Source organism: Devosia enhydra (genome assembly GCF_900119845.1).
GTDB lineage: Bacteria > Pseudomonadota > Alphaproteobacteria > Rhizobiales > Devosiaceae > FPKU01.
Map to the genome: position 1 here is coordinate 208,418 of NZ_FPKU01000003.1, position 16,339 is coordinate 224,756.

The window sequence follows — 16,339 nt, forward strand, 5'->3', positions numbered from 1 at the left end:
CGCCGCCGACGGGCGATGGCTTTTCCGCTTATGGCAGCGCGAATTGCCGCGAAATCGTTCCGGGCTCCAGCCCGGTCTGCCGCATGGCCTGGGTGTGGCGGATGTCCTTGAAGACGGATTTCATGGCCTGCTCGAGCGGGCCTCTTGTCGGCTCCGCAAGCCCGTGCGGCAGGCAGATGTGCCGAATGGAGGCGAGAGCCGGGCCGGCATGGCCGGTCTCGGCAAGGGTCGGAACATCCGGCATCAATGAAAATCTCTGCCGGGTGAGGCTGAGAAGGGCGCGGAGCTCACCGGCCCGCACCGCCGGCAGGCTGATGCCGGATCCCAGGCAGGCAATGTCGGTTTCTCCGGAGAGGAACCGCGCGATATGCTCCAGGCTGCCGCTGTAGTGGCGATACTGGAACCGCACGCGCGCGGCGGCCTCGATGATCATCGCGCCGAGATGGGCCGGCGTCCCGCGTCCGGATGTGCCCACGACGATGCCGCCGGGGTTCAGCGCCGCGTCGCGCACGAGGTCGCGCATCGAGCCGTAGCGACACTCCGCCCGCACGAACAGAACGAAAGGGTCGATCGCGTGGCAGGCCAGCGGGTCAAACCGCGACATGTCGGGGTTCCTCGCCGCGCGCATCAGCCATTCGGGCACCCCTGCCGCCTCGTCCGCCAGCACGGCTTCGTTGACGAAGACGAGCTCGTAGCCATCCGCGGGCAGGTTTGAGAGGCGGTCGAGCGTCGCAGGCGTTGGCAGCACATCGCAATTGATCACGCTGACCGGCTGGCCGAGCTGTTCCTGAAGCAGCGGCGCCAGAATGCGGGCACCCACATCGGTGATCCCGCCGCTCGCCCAGGGCACGTGCAGCCGGATCGGGCGATGCGGATAGCGATCGGCGATGCCTTCACCGGGATGCGGCGGGCAGGAGGGCTTGGGGTTTCCCGAGGGCGCTTTCCGTTGCCCATGCGCAGCGAAGCGGCGCTTCGCGTCATCGCCATGCGGCACGATGTGCAGCACCCGGAACCGCTCATCGGCCCAGAGGCTCGCATGCCAAATATCTGCCGAATAGGGCCCGATCGGCGAGCGACCGACCTCAATGGTCTGGTGATCGAGGAATTCCGGCAGGTCGTTGCGGCTGAGCTGGGCGCTGGCCTTGAGCCACAGCGAGCAGAGACGCGCGTCGGCCAGCACGTCGTTGAGCAAGGCCTGCCATTGCGGGCTGGCAGGGGCTTTCTGGAGGCGAATCCGCAGCAGTGCGATCAGCCGCATGGCCATCTGGTCGAAATTGCTCACGCTTCGGCGCAGATAGGCGTGGGCCGCGTGGCTTTCGCACATGAGTTCGAGCAGGAATTTTCCGGCGATGTCCTCGAGCGCGGCGTCGCGGCTCTCATAGCCCAGAAACACCACCGCGAACGCGGTATTGGCGTCCCAGATCCTGTCTTCCTGGTCGATGAGGCATGCCGGATGTCCGGCCCGCCCCAGCACCTTGAGAACGGTGGATTCGATGGCCTGGAGATCATCCTGCCGGGGACCGGGCAGGTCCTGCAGGAAGCCGGCAAGGCCGATGAGCCGTCGACGCCCCGGCCAGTTGAGGTCGAGCGCGTCGCAGATGCGGGTGAGCGTATCCAGCGTCGGCAATTGCCGGCCGCATTCGATGCGGTTGATATGGCCCTTGTCGGTGCCGATGGCGACCGCCAGGTCTTCCTGCGACCACGGCCGGTTCAGATAGTCCTGACGCAATTGCAACCGGAAGTTGCGGATATGCTGACCGAGCAGCAGATAGGGGAAGTCGTCCTTCTGCCCTGCGCCCTGGCGCGCATGCCTCTCGCTGGTATCCGATCGCGGCCTGTCCATTGGCTGTCCTCCCGAGCCCCCTCTACCGCCGACGACCGCGCCCCGAAACTCGCAATAGGTCGAAAGCCTCCAGGCGAGCCTCCCCTCCCGCGCCCTCAGAGTGTGCCCGACTGCCGTAATGCGGCGATACGATCGGGGGAGAGCCCGAGAAGCCCCTCCAGCACCGACGCCGTGTCCTGGCCGAGGGCGGGCGCTGGCGAGGGCACCTTCTCGCGCATGTTGGAGAGTTTTATCGGATTGCCGGTATAGACCATCGGCCCGCGAACGGGATCATCGACGTCCTCGATCATGCGGCGGGCGCGTAACTGCTCGCAGGCGAGCAGGTCGGCCGCATCCTGCACCGGGGCGGCCGGCAGGTCGGCGGCGGAAAAGAGGGCGACGACCTCGTCGCGCGTCTTGTCCTCGGCCCACTCTTCCAGCATCGGCCTCAACACCGTGTCGAACCGCGCGCCGCGCGCGGCATCGGGGTTGAGGTCGGGGTGATCGAGCAGGTCCTGCCGGTCGATCATGGCGCAGAAGCGCTGCCACATCGGCGCGCCCATCAACGTCATCACCACGTAGCCATCCTTGACCTTGAAGCTGCCGAGCGGGTTCTCGCGACTGTCGCGCCCGCGGGTCGGCACCTCGCCGGTCAGGTAGGTGCGCAGCACGGCGCGCTGCGAGAAGCTGGCGAGACAGTCATACATCGAGATGTCGACATGCTGGCCGACGCCGGTCCTTGCCCGATGCTGCAAGGCGAGCAGCGTGCCCGACAAAGCGAATATGCCGGCCACCAGATCGCCGAGCGCCACACCCGTCGGGATGGGCGGGCCATCGGCCTCTCCGGTGATATCCATGATGCCGCCCATCGCCTGGGCGATCAGGTTGAAGGCCGGCCGATGCATCATCGGGCTGGGATAGATGTCGTCATGGCCAAAGCCGCTGAGCGAGGTGTAGATGATGGCCGGATTGATGGCCTTGAGCTCCTCATAGCCAAAGCCGAGGCGCTTGAGCGTTGCGGGCGTGAAGTTCTCGACCACGATGTCGCTCTTGGCGACGAGGTCGCGAAAGATCGCCTTGCCCTCGTCGGAGCGCAGGTTGAGCGCAAGCCCCTTCTTGCCGCGATTGAGATAGGCAGCCACGTGATCGATGTCGCGCCCGTCGGTCGATCGCGCGACAAGGCGCCGCGCCATATCGCCACCGGCCGGGTTCTCGATCTTGATGACCTCGGCGCCGTTCTGCGCGAGGAAAAGGGTCATGTAGGGCCCGGCGAGCACGTGGCTCAGGTCGAGCACGCGGATGCCCTCGAGCGGTCGGGTCTCTGTCATGTCACTTCCCCGTCCAGCGCGGCGCCCGCTTTTCCCGGAACGCCATCGGGCCCTCGCGCCCATCCTCGGTCAGGCGCATCTGGGCCATATAATATTCCTCGAGCGCGGTGCTGCCCGTAGGCAGGGCCATCAGGGTCTGCATGATTTCCTTGCTGCGCTGCACCGCCAGGGGCGACATGCGGCAGAGCTGTTCGGCCCAGCGCAGGGCCTCGGGCAGTACCTCATCGGGCGCCACCACCCTGTTGACGAGACCCACCTCGCGCGCCCGTTCGGCCCCGATGCGCTGGCCCGACAGGATGAGCTCGGCAGCCACCGCATAGGGCAATTGCCGCAGGATCCGGCCGGCCCCGCCGATCTGCCCGATATTGACGTGAAGATCGCCGATCCATGCCGTTTCGCTCATGATGCGCAGATCGCAGCTGAGCAGCAGGCCGAGCCCGCCCCCGACGGCAAAGCCGTTGATGGCCCCCACGATGGGCTTGTTGATGCCGAACTTGTGCAGGTGCGCGCCGAAATCGCCATAGCTGGGATGGCGCGGATCGTAGCGGGGCACCAGCTTGCCCTGCTGCTGGAAGGCGCTCAACTCCTTGACGTCGCGGCCGGCGCAGAACGCATCCTTGCCCGCCGCGGTGACCACGGCGCACCAGATGTCGTCATTGCCGCGGATTTCCCGCCACGCGGTGCTGAGTTCGCCCTGCATGGTGTCGTCATAGGCGTTGCGCGCCTCGGGGCGATTGAGGGTGACGATGGCGATATGGTCGCGGCGCTCGAAAGTGATGGTCTTGAAATCTGAGAGCATGAGGATTGCTTTCGGTCAGGAACGAATGGAATGCGCCGCGCTCGCCTGGCCGGCGAGGACGCACAGCCCGGCCGGGGTCTCGGCCCAGACCTCTGCGGTGACGCGTGTGTCGGTGCGCGATAGGATGCGGGCGCCGGCCGCAAAGGGCTGGTCGACGAGCAACGGGGCGGTGAAGGCGACGGCGATGTGGCCGTGGTCGGTCCAGCCGGCACCGAAATAGACGCCCATGAGCTCGGAGACCGCCGCCAGGGTCTGCAGGCCCGAGGCGATCGTGCCCGCCAGCCCTGCCTGCCGGGCGATCGCCGGGTCATTGTGAATGTTGTTCCAGCTCGTACCCGCAAAGACCGTCAGGTGTTCCTGCGTCAGTCTTTTCTCGAGCGGCTTGAGCAAGGCGCCCTCGACAGCCTCGTCCGCATGGGCCGCGACCGGGCCTTCGCGGGGTGGCGGAGCGGCGTCGGCCGGAGCGACGGACTTTGCGACCCCCGGCTTCAGCGCCCTGATATGGGTCGACCGTTGCCGCATCAGCAGGCGACCGTCACGGTCGCTGACATCCGCTTCGAGGACGATGTACTGCTTGTCGCGCTTGATGAATTTTTCCGTGTGCCGTCCCGTGATCACATAGGTCGATCCGACGACCGGGCAGCCATGAAAGAAGCACTCGTGCTTGACATGCATGCCGGCCCCACCGCTGGCGATGTCGTAATGCGTCGCGATGACGTCCCGGGCCTCCCGGCAGAGCAGAACGGGATGGGCGCGATGCACGCCATCGGGTCCGGGCAGCAGATGGCCGGGTGAAAAGTCATCCACCGAATAGGCAAACCCACGAAGGAGGGCGTTGTCGACATCGACCATCACGGGCCCGAACGTCTCGCCCACTTCCATGATTTCCCAGCGGCGTTCCTTGAGCGCTGTCATCGTCCTGCTTTCTCACCGGGTGTGCGGCCGCGTCTCTGCGGACCCGGACCCGGCGGCCTTGGCTTCGTTCGGAATTGAGGGACGGGGCACCCTGCCCCGCCCCGATGGAGATCAGTTGCGCGGGCGCTGTGCCAGTTCCACCAGCGGACGCGCCGCTTCATGGTTGGCCCGCACATAGGCGTCGTAGTCCTCGCCTGCGATCACTTCGACGCTGAGATTGCTCGCGGCGGCCCGGGCCTGGTGCTCTGGGCTGCTTGCGACCTCGGCGAAGGCTGCGCGCAGCTTTTCGAGCACGGGCGCCGGAACCCCGTCGGGCACGGCAAAGCCGCGGGTCGAGACCATCACCAGATCGGGATATCCCTGCTCGACGGCCGTCGGAATGTCGGGCAGAGCCGGCGACCGTTCGGGCGAGAGAATGGCCAGCGGGCGGAGCCCTTCGAGGAACGAACTGGTGGTGAAGGCAATGTCGGTGCGCCCGCCCCGGAACTGCGTCATGCTTTCCGATGCGCCGTTGAAATGGGCGATGCGCAGGCGGCTGTCGGCGACGCGCTCGAGCTGCAACTGAGCCAGATGCTCGGGGGTCAGCAGGCCCGAGGTGGCAACGCGCAGTTCACCCGGCCGGGCGGCAACGTCGGCGACGAGCTGTCCGAGGTCCTGATACGGGCTCTCGGGCAGCACCGCGATGATGAGGGGCTCGGCAACGTGGTTGATGAGATAGTCAAAGGAGTCGATATCGAACGCCGCCTGCCGCTCCGGCACGAGGATGATCGTGTCGAACGCGGGCTGGTTGACGGCCCCGATGGTGTAGCCATCGGCCGGCGCATTGGCCAGTTCGGTAAGCCCGAGCTGCGAACCGGCGCCCGGCAGGTTCTCCACCACCACCGACACGCCGAGCGTGCGCTCGAGGTCTTCGGCAACGAGCCGGGCGCCCAGATCGGTGCCGCCGCCGGCCGAAAACGGCACGATCAGGCGGATCGACTGGTTGGGATACTCGGCCTGTGCGCTGGCAGGTACAATCGCCAGTGCCATGGCAGCCAGCGAGACCGCCAGCGGCGCGATGAGGCGTAAGGTCTTCAGGGCCTGCATAGAAATTCCTCCCTCAGGGTTTTTGGTCCGCCTTGCCGGCGGGGTTGGAAAAGCGGGACGAGAGGCGCTTGACGGGCCGCAGCCCGGACAGCACCGAAACAGCGACCACCAGAAAGGCCAGCCCGAGCAGGCCCGCCGAGACCGGTGTCGTCACGAAGACGGACGCATCGCCGTCCGAAAGCTCGAGCGACTGGCGCAGGGCGCGCTCGAGAAGCGGGCCCAGAATGATGGCGATGACCAGGGGCACGGTGGGCCAGTCGAGCTTCTTGAAGATGTAGCCCAGCACCCCGAACGCAATCATCACCATCACGTCGAAGGTGTTGTTGCGCAGCGTGAAGGCGCCCAGCAGGCAGAAGATCAGGATCGCGACATGCAGGTAGCGCGAGGGGATGCGCAGGATCTGCACCCACACATGCACGAGTGGAAAATTGAGAATGAACAGCACGACATTGCCGACGATGAAGCTGCCGATCACGGTCCAGACGATTTCGGGGTGATCGACGAACAGGAAGGGTCCCGGCGTGATGCCATTGATCATGAAGGCGCCCATCATCACCGCCAGGGTGGCGGTGCCGGGAATGCCGAGCGTCAGCAGCGGCACCATCGAGGCCTGGGCATGCGCATTGTTGGACGCCTCGGCGCTCGCGACGCCCTCGATCGCACCATGACCAAAGCGTTCGGGGTGCTTGGACACGCGCTTTTCGAGCGCATAGGCCATGAAGGTCGGCACGATACCCGCCATGCCGGGGATGATGCCCAGTGCAAAACCCACCCCCGTGCCCCGCGTGATTGCGAGCGCCGCGTCCTTGCGCTCCTCCTTGAAGGGCAGCAAAGACGTGATCTTGCGGGTGATCGGCTGGGGCGAGCGCTCCTCCAAGCTTGCCAGCAATTCGCTGATGCCGAAAAGGCCCATGATGACGGGCACCAGTTGCACGCCATCGAAGAGATTGTGATTGCCGAACGTGAAGCGCGGCGCGCCTTGCACCGGGTCGAGGCCAACCAGCCCGAGCATGAGCCCGATCATGGTCATCGCAAACGCCGCCAGCAGCGACCCGCCCCGGAAGCTCATCACGAGACTGAGGCCGACCACCAGGAGGGCGAACATCTCGACGGGGCCGAAGCGCAGTGCCAGCGACGACAGCGGCAGCGCCAGCACCATCAAGAGGAAAGTCCCGACCAGGCCTGCGAACAGCGAGCCGATCGCCGCGATCCCGAGGGCGGCGCCGGCCCGGCCGGACTTGGCCATCGGGTGACCGTCGAGGCAGGTGACGACGGAGGTCGATTCCCCCGGCACGTTGACCAGAACCGAGGTGATCGTGCCGCCATACTGGGTGCCGAAATAGATCGCCGAGAGCATGACGATGGCCGGCACCGGGCCCAGATCGTAGGTGAACGGGATGAGGATCGCCATCGCCGCCGCCGGACCCAGTCCGGGCAGCACGCCCACCAGCGTCCCGATGATGCAGCCGACAAAGGCAAAGAGCAGGTTGGAGGGCTCGAGCGCCGCAGATATGCCCTGTACCCAGAGCCCAAAAGTGCTGTCCATGTCTCTCCCCGGATCTTATAGGCCCCGTCCTGGTGCGGGTCTAAGTGCCGATGCGGCCTAAAAGCCCAACGGGCCCACCGGCAGGCGGACATGCAGGGCAGCAAAGAGGAAGAAGACCGCGGGCGCCCCCACCAGCCCGGCGAGAACGGCGATCACCGGTCGCGTGCCGTAAAGCAGCAGCAGCGCCGTGATCATCGCGGCCGCCGCGATGTTGAAGCCAATCGGCTGGAGAGCGAAGCCGGTCAGCACGAGGATGACGATGGTGCCGCCGATCCGCATGCGGGCCAGGGTCCGGTCTTCGGCGAGGTCCGCTTCACCATCCGTCGGGAGTGGAGGGTTTCCCGCAGGTGAGCTGCCGAAGATCAGCATGCCGAGCGCCGCAAGCAGACAGAGCGAACCCACCCACATGGGGAAAAATCCGCTGCCCGGCCCGAGCCAGTCCATATAGGGATAGGACGAGGCCTCGAGGACGAACGCCGCGCACACAATAGCGAGCACGGCCGCCGCGAGCCGCTTCGCCCCGAAGCGCGTCAGGGGATTGGTGGGTCTTCGTCCGGCCGGTGCCTGGCTGCTGTGCAGTGTGCTCATGGTTGCGACCTTAACGCACCGATCCCCGATCGCGATTGCCGGGGTAAGCAACAGCACGCCTGGCGGTGGAGGATCAGCCCGGACGCACGTTGAGGGGGCTCGCTGCGTCCCCCAAGTGAAGAGCGTTTTCGTCGTTCATTTTGGGGGCTACGACCCGGAAGCCGAGCGGCAACGCGGTTTTGCTCTCATCAACAGGTGCATGGCGCATGATTTCATCGTCATGGCACGTGAGTGCACGGTTTTCCGACAGAATTTCACGGGCTTGCGTGCGGTATTTGATTACCGTGCGGTGGTGTCAGCCAATCCGTTGCGGCGGCGCAGGAGGCGTTCGAGGGCCATCAATCCGTCATTGATCAGGATGGCCAGGGCCCCCACGATCAGCCCGCCCTGCAGCACGAAAGCGGTGTTGTTGGTCGTCAGCCCCGCGATGATAACTTCACCTAAGGTCTTGGCGGCAACAGTGGATCCGATCGTGGCGGTGGAGAGCGCGATCACCGCCGACACCCTGATGCCGGTCAGCATCACCGGCAGGGCCAGTGGCAGTTCCACCCGCGCCAGCCGCTGCCAGCCTGTCATCCCCATGCCGCGCGCCGCCTCCCGCACCTCGCGCGAAACGCCCGAAAGCCCGGCGATGGCATTTTCGAAAATGGGCAGAAGGCCATAGAGAAATAATGCAACAAGGGTCGGCTCGGTCCCGAACCCCAGCACCGGCACCGCCATCGCCAGCACCGCAACCGGCGGAAACGTCTGGCCGATATGAGAAATACTGCGGCTGAGCGGCAAAAATTCCGCCCCGAACGGCCGCGTCACGACGATGGCAAGGCCCACCGCCACCAGCGTTGCCGCCAGGGTCGCCACAAGCGTGATCCCGAGATGGCTCAAGGTGATGTCGACGAGGCTGCCCTGGGCATAGATCGCCGGTGCGCCGTATCGCGTCAGGGGCTCGAACACCGGCGCAAAGCTTTGTGGCGTAACGAGAAATGCCACCAGCACCAACAGCAGGACAGTGCGCATCACCGCCCCCGCCGTCATTGCGGGCGCGCCGCCAGGGCCGTCAGCCGGGCCAGCGTGATCCGGCCGACCAGCGCCCCATCGCGCACCACCGGCACGGCATCCCGCCCCGACCAGAGACACTCTGCATACGCCTCCCGGAGGCTTGCCTCCTCGTCGATGGGCAGGCCCGCCGCCGCGCCGGGCTCGACATGGTCGCGCACCTTCTGCAGCGCCAGCATCCGGAACGGCCGGTCGCCACTGCCGATCAGGGCGTCGACGAAGACTGTCGCCGGGCGCGAGATGATCTCGGCGGGTGGGGCATATTGCAGGAGCTTGCCGGCATCCATCACCGCGATGCGAGTGCCCAGTGCCATGGCCTCGGTCATGTCGTGGGTCACCAGCATGATGGTGGTTCCGAAGCGGCGCTGGATGGCGAGGAGGTCGGCCTGCGCCTTGCTGCGGATGACGGGATCAAGTGCGCCAAAGGGCTCATCCATCAGCAGAATTTCGGGTTCGGCCGCCAGTGCCCGGGCCACGCCGATGCGCTGCTGCTGGCCGCCGGACAATTGCCGTGGCATGCGGTCGCGATAGTCCTCCGGATCGAGCTGGAAAAGGGTCAGCAACTCATCCACCCGTGCCCGGATCCGGGCCTTGTCCCAGTTGAGGAGGCTGGGCACCGTCGCAATGTTCTGGCCCACGGTGTGGTGCGGAAAAAGCCCGTTGCCCTGGATGACATAGCCGATGCGACGACGAAGCTGATAGGCGACGAACCCGCGGGTATCCTCTCCCCCGATGCGCACGCTGCCGCTGCTGGGCTCGACCAGCCGGTTGATCATGCGCAGGAGCGTCGTCTTGCCCGAGCCGGAGGTGCCGACCACCACGCAGATTTCCCCACGCGGCACGGTCAAGGACACGTTATCGACAACTGCGGTCGTGCCATAAACCCTTGTCAGGGCATCAATTTCGATCATCGGGGCCTCGCCTGTCCGGGGCTTGCCAAGTCCACCACCGCATCGAGCACGATTGCTGCAGCCATGGCGAGGGCCACGGTCGGCACCGCGCCAAGAAGCACCAGGTCCATCGCCGTCTGCCCGATGCCCTGGAACACGAAGACCCCGAACCCGCCGCCCCCGATCAGCGCGGCGATGGTCGCAAGCCCGATGTTCTGGACGAGCACGATGCGAATGCCGGCAATGATCACCGGCAGGGCCAGGGGCAACTCTACCTTGGTCAGGATCTGCCGACGCGTCATCCCCATGCCGCGCGCCGCCTGCCGCACGGGCTCGGGCGTCGCTTCGAGCCCGGCCACCGTGTTGGCGACGATGGGCAGCAGCGAATAGCCGAACAGCGCCAGCATCGCCGGGGCAAAGCCGATGCCCGAGACCCCGAGCGCCGAGGCACCAGGAATATTGGCGGCCACCCAGGACAAGGGCGCGATCAGGAGGCCGAAAAGGGCGATGGAGGGTATTGTCTGTACCACGTTGAGACTGTTGAGCACTCCGGTGCGCAGGGCCCGGTTGCGATAGCTGAGAATGCCCAGCGGCACTCCGATCAGTGTCGCGGCGCCCAGCGAGCCGAAGGCCAGGGCGAAATGGGTCTGCGCCTCGGAGCGGAAGGCCGCGCCGCGATTGGCGTATTCCCTCAGGATCGAGACGTCGTCCCAAAGCCCGCTCCATAGCATCAGTCCCAGTCCGAGCGCGACGAGGGCGAGGAGCCCAAGCCGGGTCATCGGGCCCAGCTGCATCCGCGCCAACGCATCGGCCGCCACCAGCGCAAAGGCGAAGACGAGGAGCCAGAAGCCGGCGGCCGGCGAGACACGCGCCACGCGACTGCCCTCTGGCATAAGGCCCGTGGCGGCCACGCCCAGCATCAGCCCCAGCGCTGCGATCAGCAGGAGCCCGGCGGCAAGTCGGAGGCTGCTGGGCAGGCGGATGAGGGCGACGAGAGCACCCGCAAGGATCACCGCCTGGAAAACCGGACCTTCGGGAAAGGCCAGCGCCTCGCTTATGCCCAGAGGCTGGCCCGGCGCGATGCGATTGGCCTTGAACGTCACGAAAGGCAGCGCGAGGCTGCCCGCCGCCACGATAAGCGCGACGATCACCCCAAGCCGGTCAAACCGCGAAAGCAGGGCGGAAAAATCCACCCCGCCGCCGGTCCGCCGAGGCGGGCTTGCCATGGCATCTTGGCTTCTAGCGGCCATGCCGGGCGGCTCCTGCCGCCCGCCGTCAGCTCAGGAAACCGTTCTCGGTCAGCCAGTCGCGCGCCACCTCGGATGCGGCCTCCCCATCCACCTGGATGCGGCCGTTGAGCGTCTGGAGCGTCACGAGGTCGAGCTCCTGGAACACAGGGGCCAGCAGCGTCTCGATCTCGGGATTGGCCAGCAGCACCTCCTCGCGGATGATCGGGGCCGGCTCATAGACCGGCTGCACGCCCTTGTCGTCCTCGAGCACGACGAGGCCAGCCGCGGCGATCGCGCCATCGGTGCCATAGACCATCGCGGCATTGGCGCCGTCGGTGCCCTGGGCGGCCGCCGCGATCGTGGCTGCCGTATCCCCGCCCGAGAGCACGATCAGCTGGTCGGGGGTGAGGGTGAAGCCATAGGCCTCCTGGAATGCGGGCAGCGCCGAAGCCGAATTGACGAACTCCGCCGAGGCCACGAGCTTGACCGCCCCGCCCTCGGCCACGTAGCGGCCGAAATCGGAAAAGGTCACGATGTCATTGGCTTGGGCGATGGCGCTGGTCACGGCCACGGCCCAGGTATTGTTTGCGGGCGCCGGCTCGAGCCAGACGATCTTGGCATTGTCGTAATCGAGCTGCTTGGCCAGCGCAAAGGCCGCGTCGGCGTCCTTCCAGGCCGGATCATCGGCCACATTGTAGGTGAAGCCGACATTGGAGGTGTATTCGGGATAGATGTCGATCTCGCCCGCCGTGATCGCGGCGCGCACGATCGGGGTAGCGCCCAGCGAGACCCGGTCGGTCACCGCGATGTCGTTGGCCTCAAGCACCTGCAGGATGATGTTGCCAAGCAGCGCGCCCTCGGTGTCGATCTTGGAGGAGACCACCACCTGAGCCGATGCGGCGGTTGCGAGAAGGGACACACCGGCCAAAGCGCCAATGAGATGAGGGACAAAACGCATGGATGGCTCCTGATTGACGCTGGTCGTTGACGCTTGCATTCGGGTCGGGCTGCGGGGTGGCGCAGCGGGCTTTCCGCCAGCCCAAGGCGGCCGCCCACACGCTTTCGCCTGCCGGCGAAGGGTGAATTCAAAGCGCTCCACTTCGATCCATCCTTGCCTGCCGCTCTATCGCAATTAGCAGGCTTGACAGACACGAGGTGTCAGCAACCCTATCCGCCGGACAGGCATTTGCCAGCCCTATGCTCCTTAACGTCGACGGCACCGTCCCGGACTACCGGTTTCGAGCGATTTCGATGTCGGCTCGGGTGGCCAGAGCCGGCAAGAGCACAGCGAATGCGTCGTCATGCGCGGGAACGCCTTGGGACGCCGGGCATTCACATCGCGAACACCAGAGCTGGAGGCGGCGCGCCGTGCATATCACGCTATCGATCAACGGGAAGGATCATGAGCTCGATCTTGACCCGCGAACCTCGGTGCTCGACGCGCTGCGCGACCATCTCGACCTCATCGGCACAAAGAAAGGCTGCGATCACGGCCAATGCGGCGCCTGCACCGTGCTCGTCAACGGTAGGCGCATCAATTCCTGCCTTACCCTCGCGGTGATGCATGAAGGCGATGCCATCACCACTATCGAGGGGCTGGGCACGCCGGAGGCGCTCTCGCCGCTCCAGGCCGCGTTCGTTGCGCATGATGGCTTCCAGTGCGGCTATTGCACCCCCGGCCAGATCTGCTCGGCCACCGGCATGCTCGAGGAAATGCGGGCGGGCTGGCCGAGCCATGTCAGCGAGGACCTGCTTGCCGCCCCCGACCTCAGCGACGCCGAGATTTCCGAGCGCATGAGCGGCAATCTTTGCCGCTGCTCGGCGTACACCAATATCGTTGCGGCAATCACCGAAGTTGCGGAGGCGCGCGATGAGGCCGTTTGAGTATCACCGGGCCGGCTCCGTCGCCGATGCCACCACCCACGCCGCCTCGGGTGCTGCCCGCTTCATTGCCGGGGGCACAAACCTGCTCGATCTCATGAAGCTGGATATCGAGCGGCCTGAGCGCCTCATCGACATCTCGCGCCTGCCGCTCGATGCCATCGAGGAAAACGAAGACGGCGGCCTGCGCATCGGCGCGCTGGTCAGCAATGCCGATCTGGCGGCTGACCTGCGCGTCAGGCGCGATCATGGGGTACTGTCACGGGCCCTTCTCAGCGGCGCCTCCGGCCAGTTGCGCAACAAGGCGACGACGGCGGGCAATCTGCTACAGCGGACCCGCTGCTATTATTTCTACAACCCCGCATTGCCCTGCAACAAGCGCGAGCCCGGCAGCGGCTGCAGTGCCATTGGCGGGCGCAACCGCATCCACGCCATCCTGGGCGGCAGCGCGCAGTGCATCGCCACCCATCCCTCCGACATGGCGGTGGCGATGATGGCGCTTTCGGCAGAAGTGGAGGTCATGAGCGCCGGTGGCGAGGGCCGCCGCCTGCCGCTCGCAGAGCTCTATCGCCTGCCCGGCGATACCCCGCATATCGAAACCGTTCTCAACCCCGGCGACCTCATCACCGCGGTGCTGCTGCCCGCTCCGCTCAAGGGTCGCCACATCTATCGCAAGGTGCGCGACCGGGCCTCCTACGCCTTCGCGCTCGTTTCGGTGGCGGCGGTGATTAAGATGGATGGCGCAACCATCGGGGCGGCGCGGCTGGCCTTTGGCGGGCTTGCGCCGATGCCATGGCGCGACCGTGCGGTGGAGGACGTCCTCATCGGGCAGAGTCCCTCCTCCGCGCTCTGGAACAAGGCGGCCGATCGCCTGCTTGCCGAGGCGAAAGGCTACGGGGAGAACGACTTCAAGAGCGTTCTCGTCAGAAAGACACTTGCTTCCGTCCTTTCGGACGCCAGCGTTCGGGAGATCTGACATGGATGTCAGCCTCAAGATGGATGAACCGGTGGCCGAGAGCCTTCTTGACACCACCAACCAGAACATCGTGTCCCAGCCCGTCGATCGGGTCGAAGGGCCGCTAAAGGTCTCGGGCACTGCCCGCTACAGCGCCGAATACAAGTTTCCGGGCCTCCTGCATGGCGTGCTCGTCAGCGCGCCCATGGGCAAGGGGCGGATCCTGAAGATCGACGCCGGATCGATCGAGAAACTGCCTGGCATCGTCACGGTCATCACCGATTATGACACCTTCCTGCGCAACCCGGCCCAGGGGCAGGATGAAGAGGCGCCCGAGCAGGGCGTGCGGGATGTCAGCTATTTCGGCCAGCCCGTGGCGTTGGTGGTGGGCGAAAGCTTCGAGGCGGCCCGACATGGCGCCCAGCGGATTGCTCTCGATATGCGGCCGGACGAGGGGCGGTTCGATTTTGCCGCACGAAAGCACATGGCCGAGCCCAAGAAGCGCAGCAGGAAGGCCCAGGGTGATCTCGACGCTGCACTCGCGGCCGCCCATGCCACCATCGATGCCATCTGGACCACCCCATCCCAGACCAGTGCCGCGATGGAGCCCCATGCCGGCATCGCGGTCTGGGAAGACAACAAGCTGACCCTTTATGGGTCATACCAGATGCTGGCCTCCGATCGCCTGCAACTGGCCGATGCACTTGGGCTCAAGCCCGAGCAGGTGCGCATCGTTGCGCGCTATGTGGGCGGCGGGTTTGGCGGCAAGCTTGGGATCAGCGCCGAAAGCGTGGCTGCCGCCGTCGCGGCGATGCGGCTCAACCGTCCGGTGCGGGTGGTGATGACGCGCCAGCAGGTCACGGAAGCCACCGTACGCCGCTCCAACACCGAGCAGCGCATCAGGCTGGGTGCCGACGCCGAGGGTCGCCTCACCGCCGTTGCCCACGAGACCATCACCGCGAACCTCGATAGGTCCAGCTTCTCCGAGCCCGCCAGCGCCTCCACGCAGTTCCTCTATGGCGGACAGGCGCGGCTTTTTCTCAACAGCATCGTGCGCATGGACCAGTTGCTCTCGGCCTCGATGCGGGCGCCGGGCGAAGCGGTGGGCATGCTGGCGCTCGAATGCGCCATGGACGAGCTGGCGGAAACGCTCGGCATGGATCCCGTTGCCCTGCGCCTGCGCAACATTCCGGCCCGGCATCCCATGGATGGCCTGCCCTTTTCGAGCCGCTCGCTGGCCGAATGCCTCGAGATCGGCGCGAGGGATTTCGGCTGGTCGGACCGCGATCCCCGGCCCGCCCAGCGGCGCGAAGGCGACTGGTGGATCGGGGTCGGCATGGCGGCGGCGGCGCGCAGCAACATGCTGATCAAGTCGAGCGCGCGGGTGATGCTCGCGCCGGACGGCACGGCGGTTGTCGAAACGGACCTGACCGATATCGGCACCGGCAGCTACACCATTCTAGCCCAGATCACTGCCGAACTCCTCGGCCTGCCCGTCAGCAGCGTCGAGGTGAGGCTGGGCGATACCGATTTCCCCCCCTCCTCGGGTTCGGGCGGCAGCTTCGGGGCGGCCAGCGCCGGCTCGTCGGTCTATCTCGCCTGCGAAAGTCTGCGGCAGGAGATCGCCGAAAAGCTCGGGATCGCGCCCAAGGACCTCGTCCTCACAGAGGGTATGGCCCGGCACGGCAATGTCTCCCGGCCGCTGCACGAGATCCTCTCGGGCCCCCTCACGGCCATCGGCACGATCGAGCCGGGCGAGATGGAAGAAAAATTCGTGCAGGCCGGTTTCGGCGCGCATTTCTGCGAAGTGGGCGTCAACGCCCATAGCGGGGAAGTACGGGTGCGGCGCATGGAGTCGACCTTCGCGGCCGGCCGCATCCTCAACGAGAAGACCGCAACCTCTCAGTGCTTGGGCGGCATGGTCTTCGGCATCGGCGCGGCGCTCACCGAGGACCTGATGCACGATCCGCGCAACGGCGCCATCGTCAATCATGACCTCGCCGAGTACCACGTGCCCGTCAACGCCGATATCCCGGCCCTCAAGGTCAGGTTCCTCGAGGAGCGGGACGAGAAGGCCAACCCGCTCTTTGCAAAGGGCATCGGCGAGCTGGGCATCTCAGGCGCCGGCGCTGCCGTCGCCAACGCCATCTACAATGCCTGCGGCGTGCGGGTGCGCGACTATCCGATCACGCTCGACAAGCTGATCGAGAAGCTGCCGCCCGCCTGATCCTGAACGATCGCCGGCCT

At 66.1% G+C, this 16,339-nt stretch carries 14 protein-coding genes; 3 read left to right on the plus strand and 11 right to left on the minus strand.

Features of this window, described 5'->3' with window-relative positions; all coding sequences use genetic code 11:
* Positions 1–28: 28 nt before the first annotated feature.
* The 11 genes from BT183_RS15785 to osmF all read right to left on the minus strand — a co-directional run bounded on the left by BT183_RS15785 (position 29) and on the right by osmF (position 12,214).
* Complete coding sequence (locus BT183_RS15785) at positions 29–1,843, minus strand: tripartite tricarboxylate transporter substrate-binding protein (RefSeq protein ID WP_072345305.1); 1,815 nt, start codon at positions 1,841–1,843, stop codon at positions 29–31.
* A gap of 95 nt (positions 1,844–1,938) precedes the next feature.
* Positions 1,939–3,150: a CaiB/BaiF CoA transferase family protein gene (locus BT183_RS15790; RefSeq protein WP_072345307.1), complete on the minus strand. Its 1,212-nt coding sequence runs from the start codon at positions 3,148–3,150 to the stop codon at positions 1,939–1,941.
* A 1-nt stretch (position 3,151) separates the two neighbouring features.
* Complete coding sequence (locus tag BT183_RS15795) at positions 3,152–3,949, minus strand: enoyl-CoA hydratase-related protein (RefSeq protein ID WP_072345309.1); 798 nt, start codon at positions 3,947–3,949, stop codon at positions 3,152–3,154.
* Positions 3,950–3,964: 15 nt separating this feature from the next.
* Positions 3,965–4,864: a MaoC/PaaZ C-terminal domain-containing protein gene (locus tag BT183_RS15800; protein WP_072345311.1), complete on the minus strand. Its 900-nt coding sequence runs from the start codon at positions 4,862–4,864 to the stop codon at positions 3,965–3,967.
* Between the two features lie 111 nt (positions 4,865–4,975).
* Entirely contained in the window at positions 4,976–5,950 is a 975-nt protein-coding gene (locus tag BT183_RS15805; protein ID WP_072345313.1) for a Bug family tripartite tricarboxylate transporter substrate binding protein, read from the minus strand.
* Positions 5,951–5,963: 13 nt separating this feature from the next.
* Entirely contained in the window at positions 5,964–7,496 is a 1,533-nt protein-coding gene (locus tag BT183_RS15810) for a tripartite tricarboxylate transporter permease (RefSeq protein ID WP_072345316.1), read from the minus strand.
* 57 nt (positions 7,497–7,553) lie between these two features.
* Positions 7,554–8,084 (minus strand): tripartite tricarboxylate transporter TctB family protein, encoded by a 531-nt coding sequence (locus BT183_RS15815; protein WP_072345319.1) that lies wholly within the window; start codon positions 8,082–8,084, stop codon positions 7,554–7,556.
* A gap of 279 nt (positions 8,085–8,363) precedes the next feature.
* On the minus strand, positions 8,364–9,098 hold the full coding sequence (locus BT183_RS15820) for an ABC transporter permease (protein WP_425290577.1): 735 nt from the start codon (positions 9,096–9,098) through the stop codon (positions 8,364–8,366).
* Positions 9,099–9,112: 14 nt separating this feature from the next.
* Positions 9,113–10,048, minus strand: coding sequence for an ABC transporter ATP-binding protein (locus BT183_RS15825; protein WP_072345323.1), 936 nt, complete (start codon positions 10,046–10,048; stop codon positions 9,113–9,115).
* On the minus strand, positions 10,045–11,253 hold the full coding sequence (locus tag BT183_RS15830; RefSeq protein ID WP_072345325.1) for an ABC transporter permease: 1,209 nt from the start codon (positions 11,251–11,253) through the stop codon (positions 10,045–10,047). Before BT183_RS15830 ends, BT183_RS15825 begins: the two co-directional genes overlap by 4 nt.
* A gap of 49 nt (positions 11,254–11,302) precedes the next feature.
* The gene (osmF, locus tag BT183_RS15835) at positions 11,303–12,214 is read right to left on the minus strand and encodes a glycine betaine ABC transporter substrate-binding protein OsmF (protein ID WP_072345327.1); all 912 of its coding nucleotides are present in this window, start codon (positions 12,212–12,214) and stop codon (positions 11,303–11,305) included.
* A gap of 239 nt (positions 12,215–12,453) precedes the next feature.
* Here osmF and BT183_RS15840 point away from each other — a divergent pair, with 239 nt between their 5' ends.
* Genes BT183_RS15840 through BT183_RS15850 form a run of 3 tightly spaced genes read left to right on the plus strand, consistent with a single transcriptional unit; the run spans position 12,454 to position 16,319 of the window.
* A complete protein-coding gene (locus tag BT183_RS15840) occupies positions 12,454–13,140 on the plus strand; it encodes a 2Fe-2S iron-sulfur cluster-binding protein (RefSeq protein ID WP_425290578.1) in 687 nt (228 codons plus the stop codon).
* Positions 13,127–14,113 (plus strand): FAD binding domain-containing protein, encoded by a 987-nt coding sequence (locus tag BT183_RS15845; RefSeq protein ID WP_072345332.1) that lies wholly within the window; start codon positions 13,127–13,129, stop codon positions 14,111–14,113. The genes BT183_RS15840 and BT183_RS15845 overlap by 14 nt, the downstream gene beginning before the upstream one ends.
* Position 14,114: 1 nt before the next feature.
* Positions 14,115–16,319, plus strand: coding sequence for a xanthine dehydrogenase family protein molybdopterin-binding subunit (locus tag BT183_RS15850; RefSeq protein WP_072345334.1), 2,205 nt, complete (start codon positions 14,115–14,117; stop codon positions 16,317–16,319).
* Positions 16,320–16,339 lie beyond the last annotated feature (20 nt).

Bases quoted from the DNA above. Each gene is read 5' to 3' on its own strand.
- BT183_RS15845 (WP_072345332.1), top strand. From the start codon at position 13,127: ATGAGGCCGTTTGAGTATCACCGGGCCGGCTCCGTCGCCGATGCCACC.
- BT183_RS15785 (WP_072345305.1), bottom strand. From the start codon at position 1,843: ATGGACAGGCCGCGATCGGATACCAGCGAGAGGCATGCGCGCCAGGGC.
- BT183_RS15795 (WP_072345309.1), bottom strand. From the start codon at position 3,949: ATGCTCTCAGATTTCAAGACCATCACTTTCGAGCGCCGCGACCATATC.
- BT183_RS15800 (WP_072345311.1), bottom strand. From the start codon at position 4,864: ATGACAGCGCTCAAGGAACGCCGCTGGGAAATCATGGAAGTGGGCGAG.
- BT183_RS15850 (WP_072345334.1), top strand. From the start codon at position 14,115: ATGGATGTCAGCCTCAAGATGGATGAACCGGTGGCCGAGAGCCTTCTT.
- BT183_RS15840 (WP_425290578.1), top strand. From the start codon at position 12,454: ATGCTCCTTAACGTCGACGGCACCGTCCCGGACTACCGGTTTCGAGCG.
- BT183_RS15815 (WP_072345319.1), bottom strand. From the start codon at position 8,084: ATGAGCACACTGCACAGCAGCCAGGCACCGGCCGGACGAAGACCCACC.
- osmF (WP_072345327.1), bottom strand. From the start codon at position 12,214: ATGCGTTTTGTCCCTCATCTCATTGGCGCTTTGGCCGGTGTGTCCCTT.
- BT183_RS15805 (WP_072345313.1), bottom strand. From the start codon at position 5,950: ATGCAGGCCCTGAAGACCTTACGCCTCATCGCGCCGCTGGCGGTCTCG.
- BT183_RS15790 (WP_072345307.1), bottom strand. From the start codon at position 3,150: ATGACAGAGACCCGACCGCTCGAGGGCATCCGCGTGCTCGACCTGAGC.
- BT183_RS15810 (WP_072345316.1), bottom strand. From the start codon at position 7,496: ATGGACAGCACTTTTGGGCTCTGGGTACAGGGCATATCTGCGGCGCTC.
- BT183_RS15825 (WP_072345323.1), bottom strand. From the start codon at position 10,048: ATGATCGAAATTGATGCCCTGACAAGGGTTTATGGCACGACCGCAGTT.
- BT183_RS15830 (WP_072345325.1), bottom strand. From the start codon at position 11,253: ATGGCAAGCCCGCCTCGGCGGACCGGCGGCGGGGTGGATTTTTCCGCC.
- BT183_RS15820 (WP_425290577.1), bottom strand. From the start codon at position 9,098: ATGCGCACTGTCCTGCTGTTGGTGCTGGTGGCATTTCTCGTTACGCCA.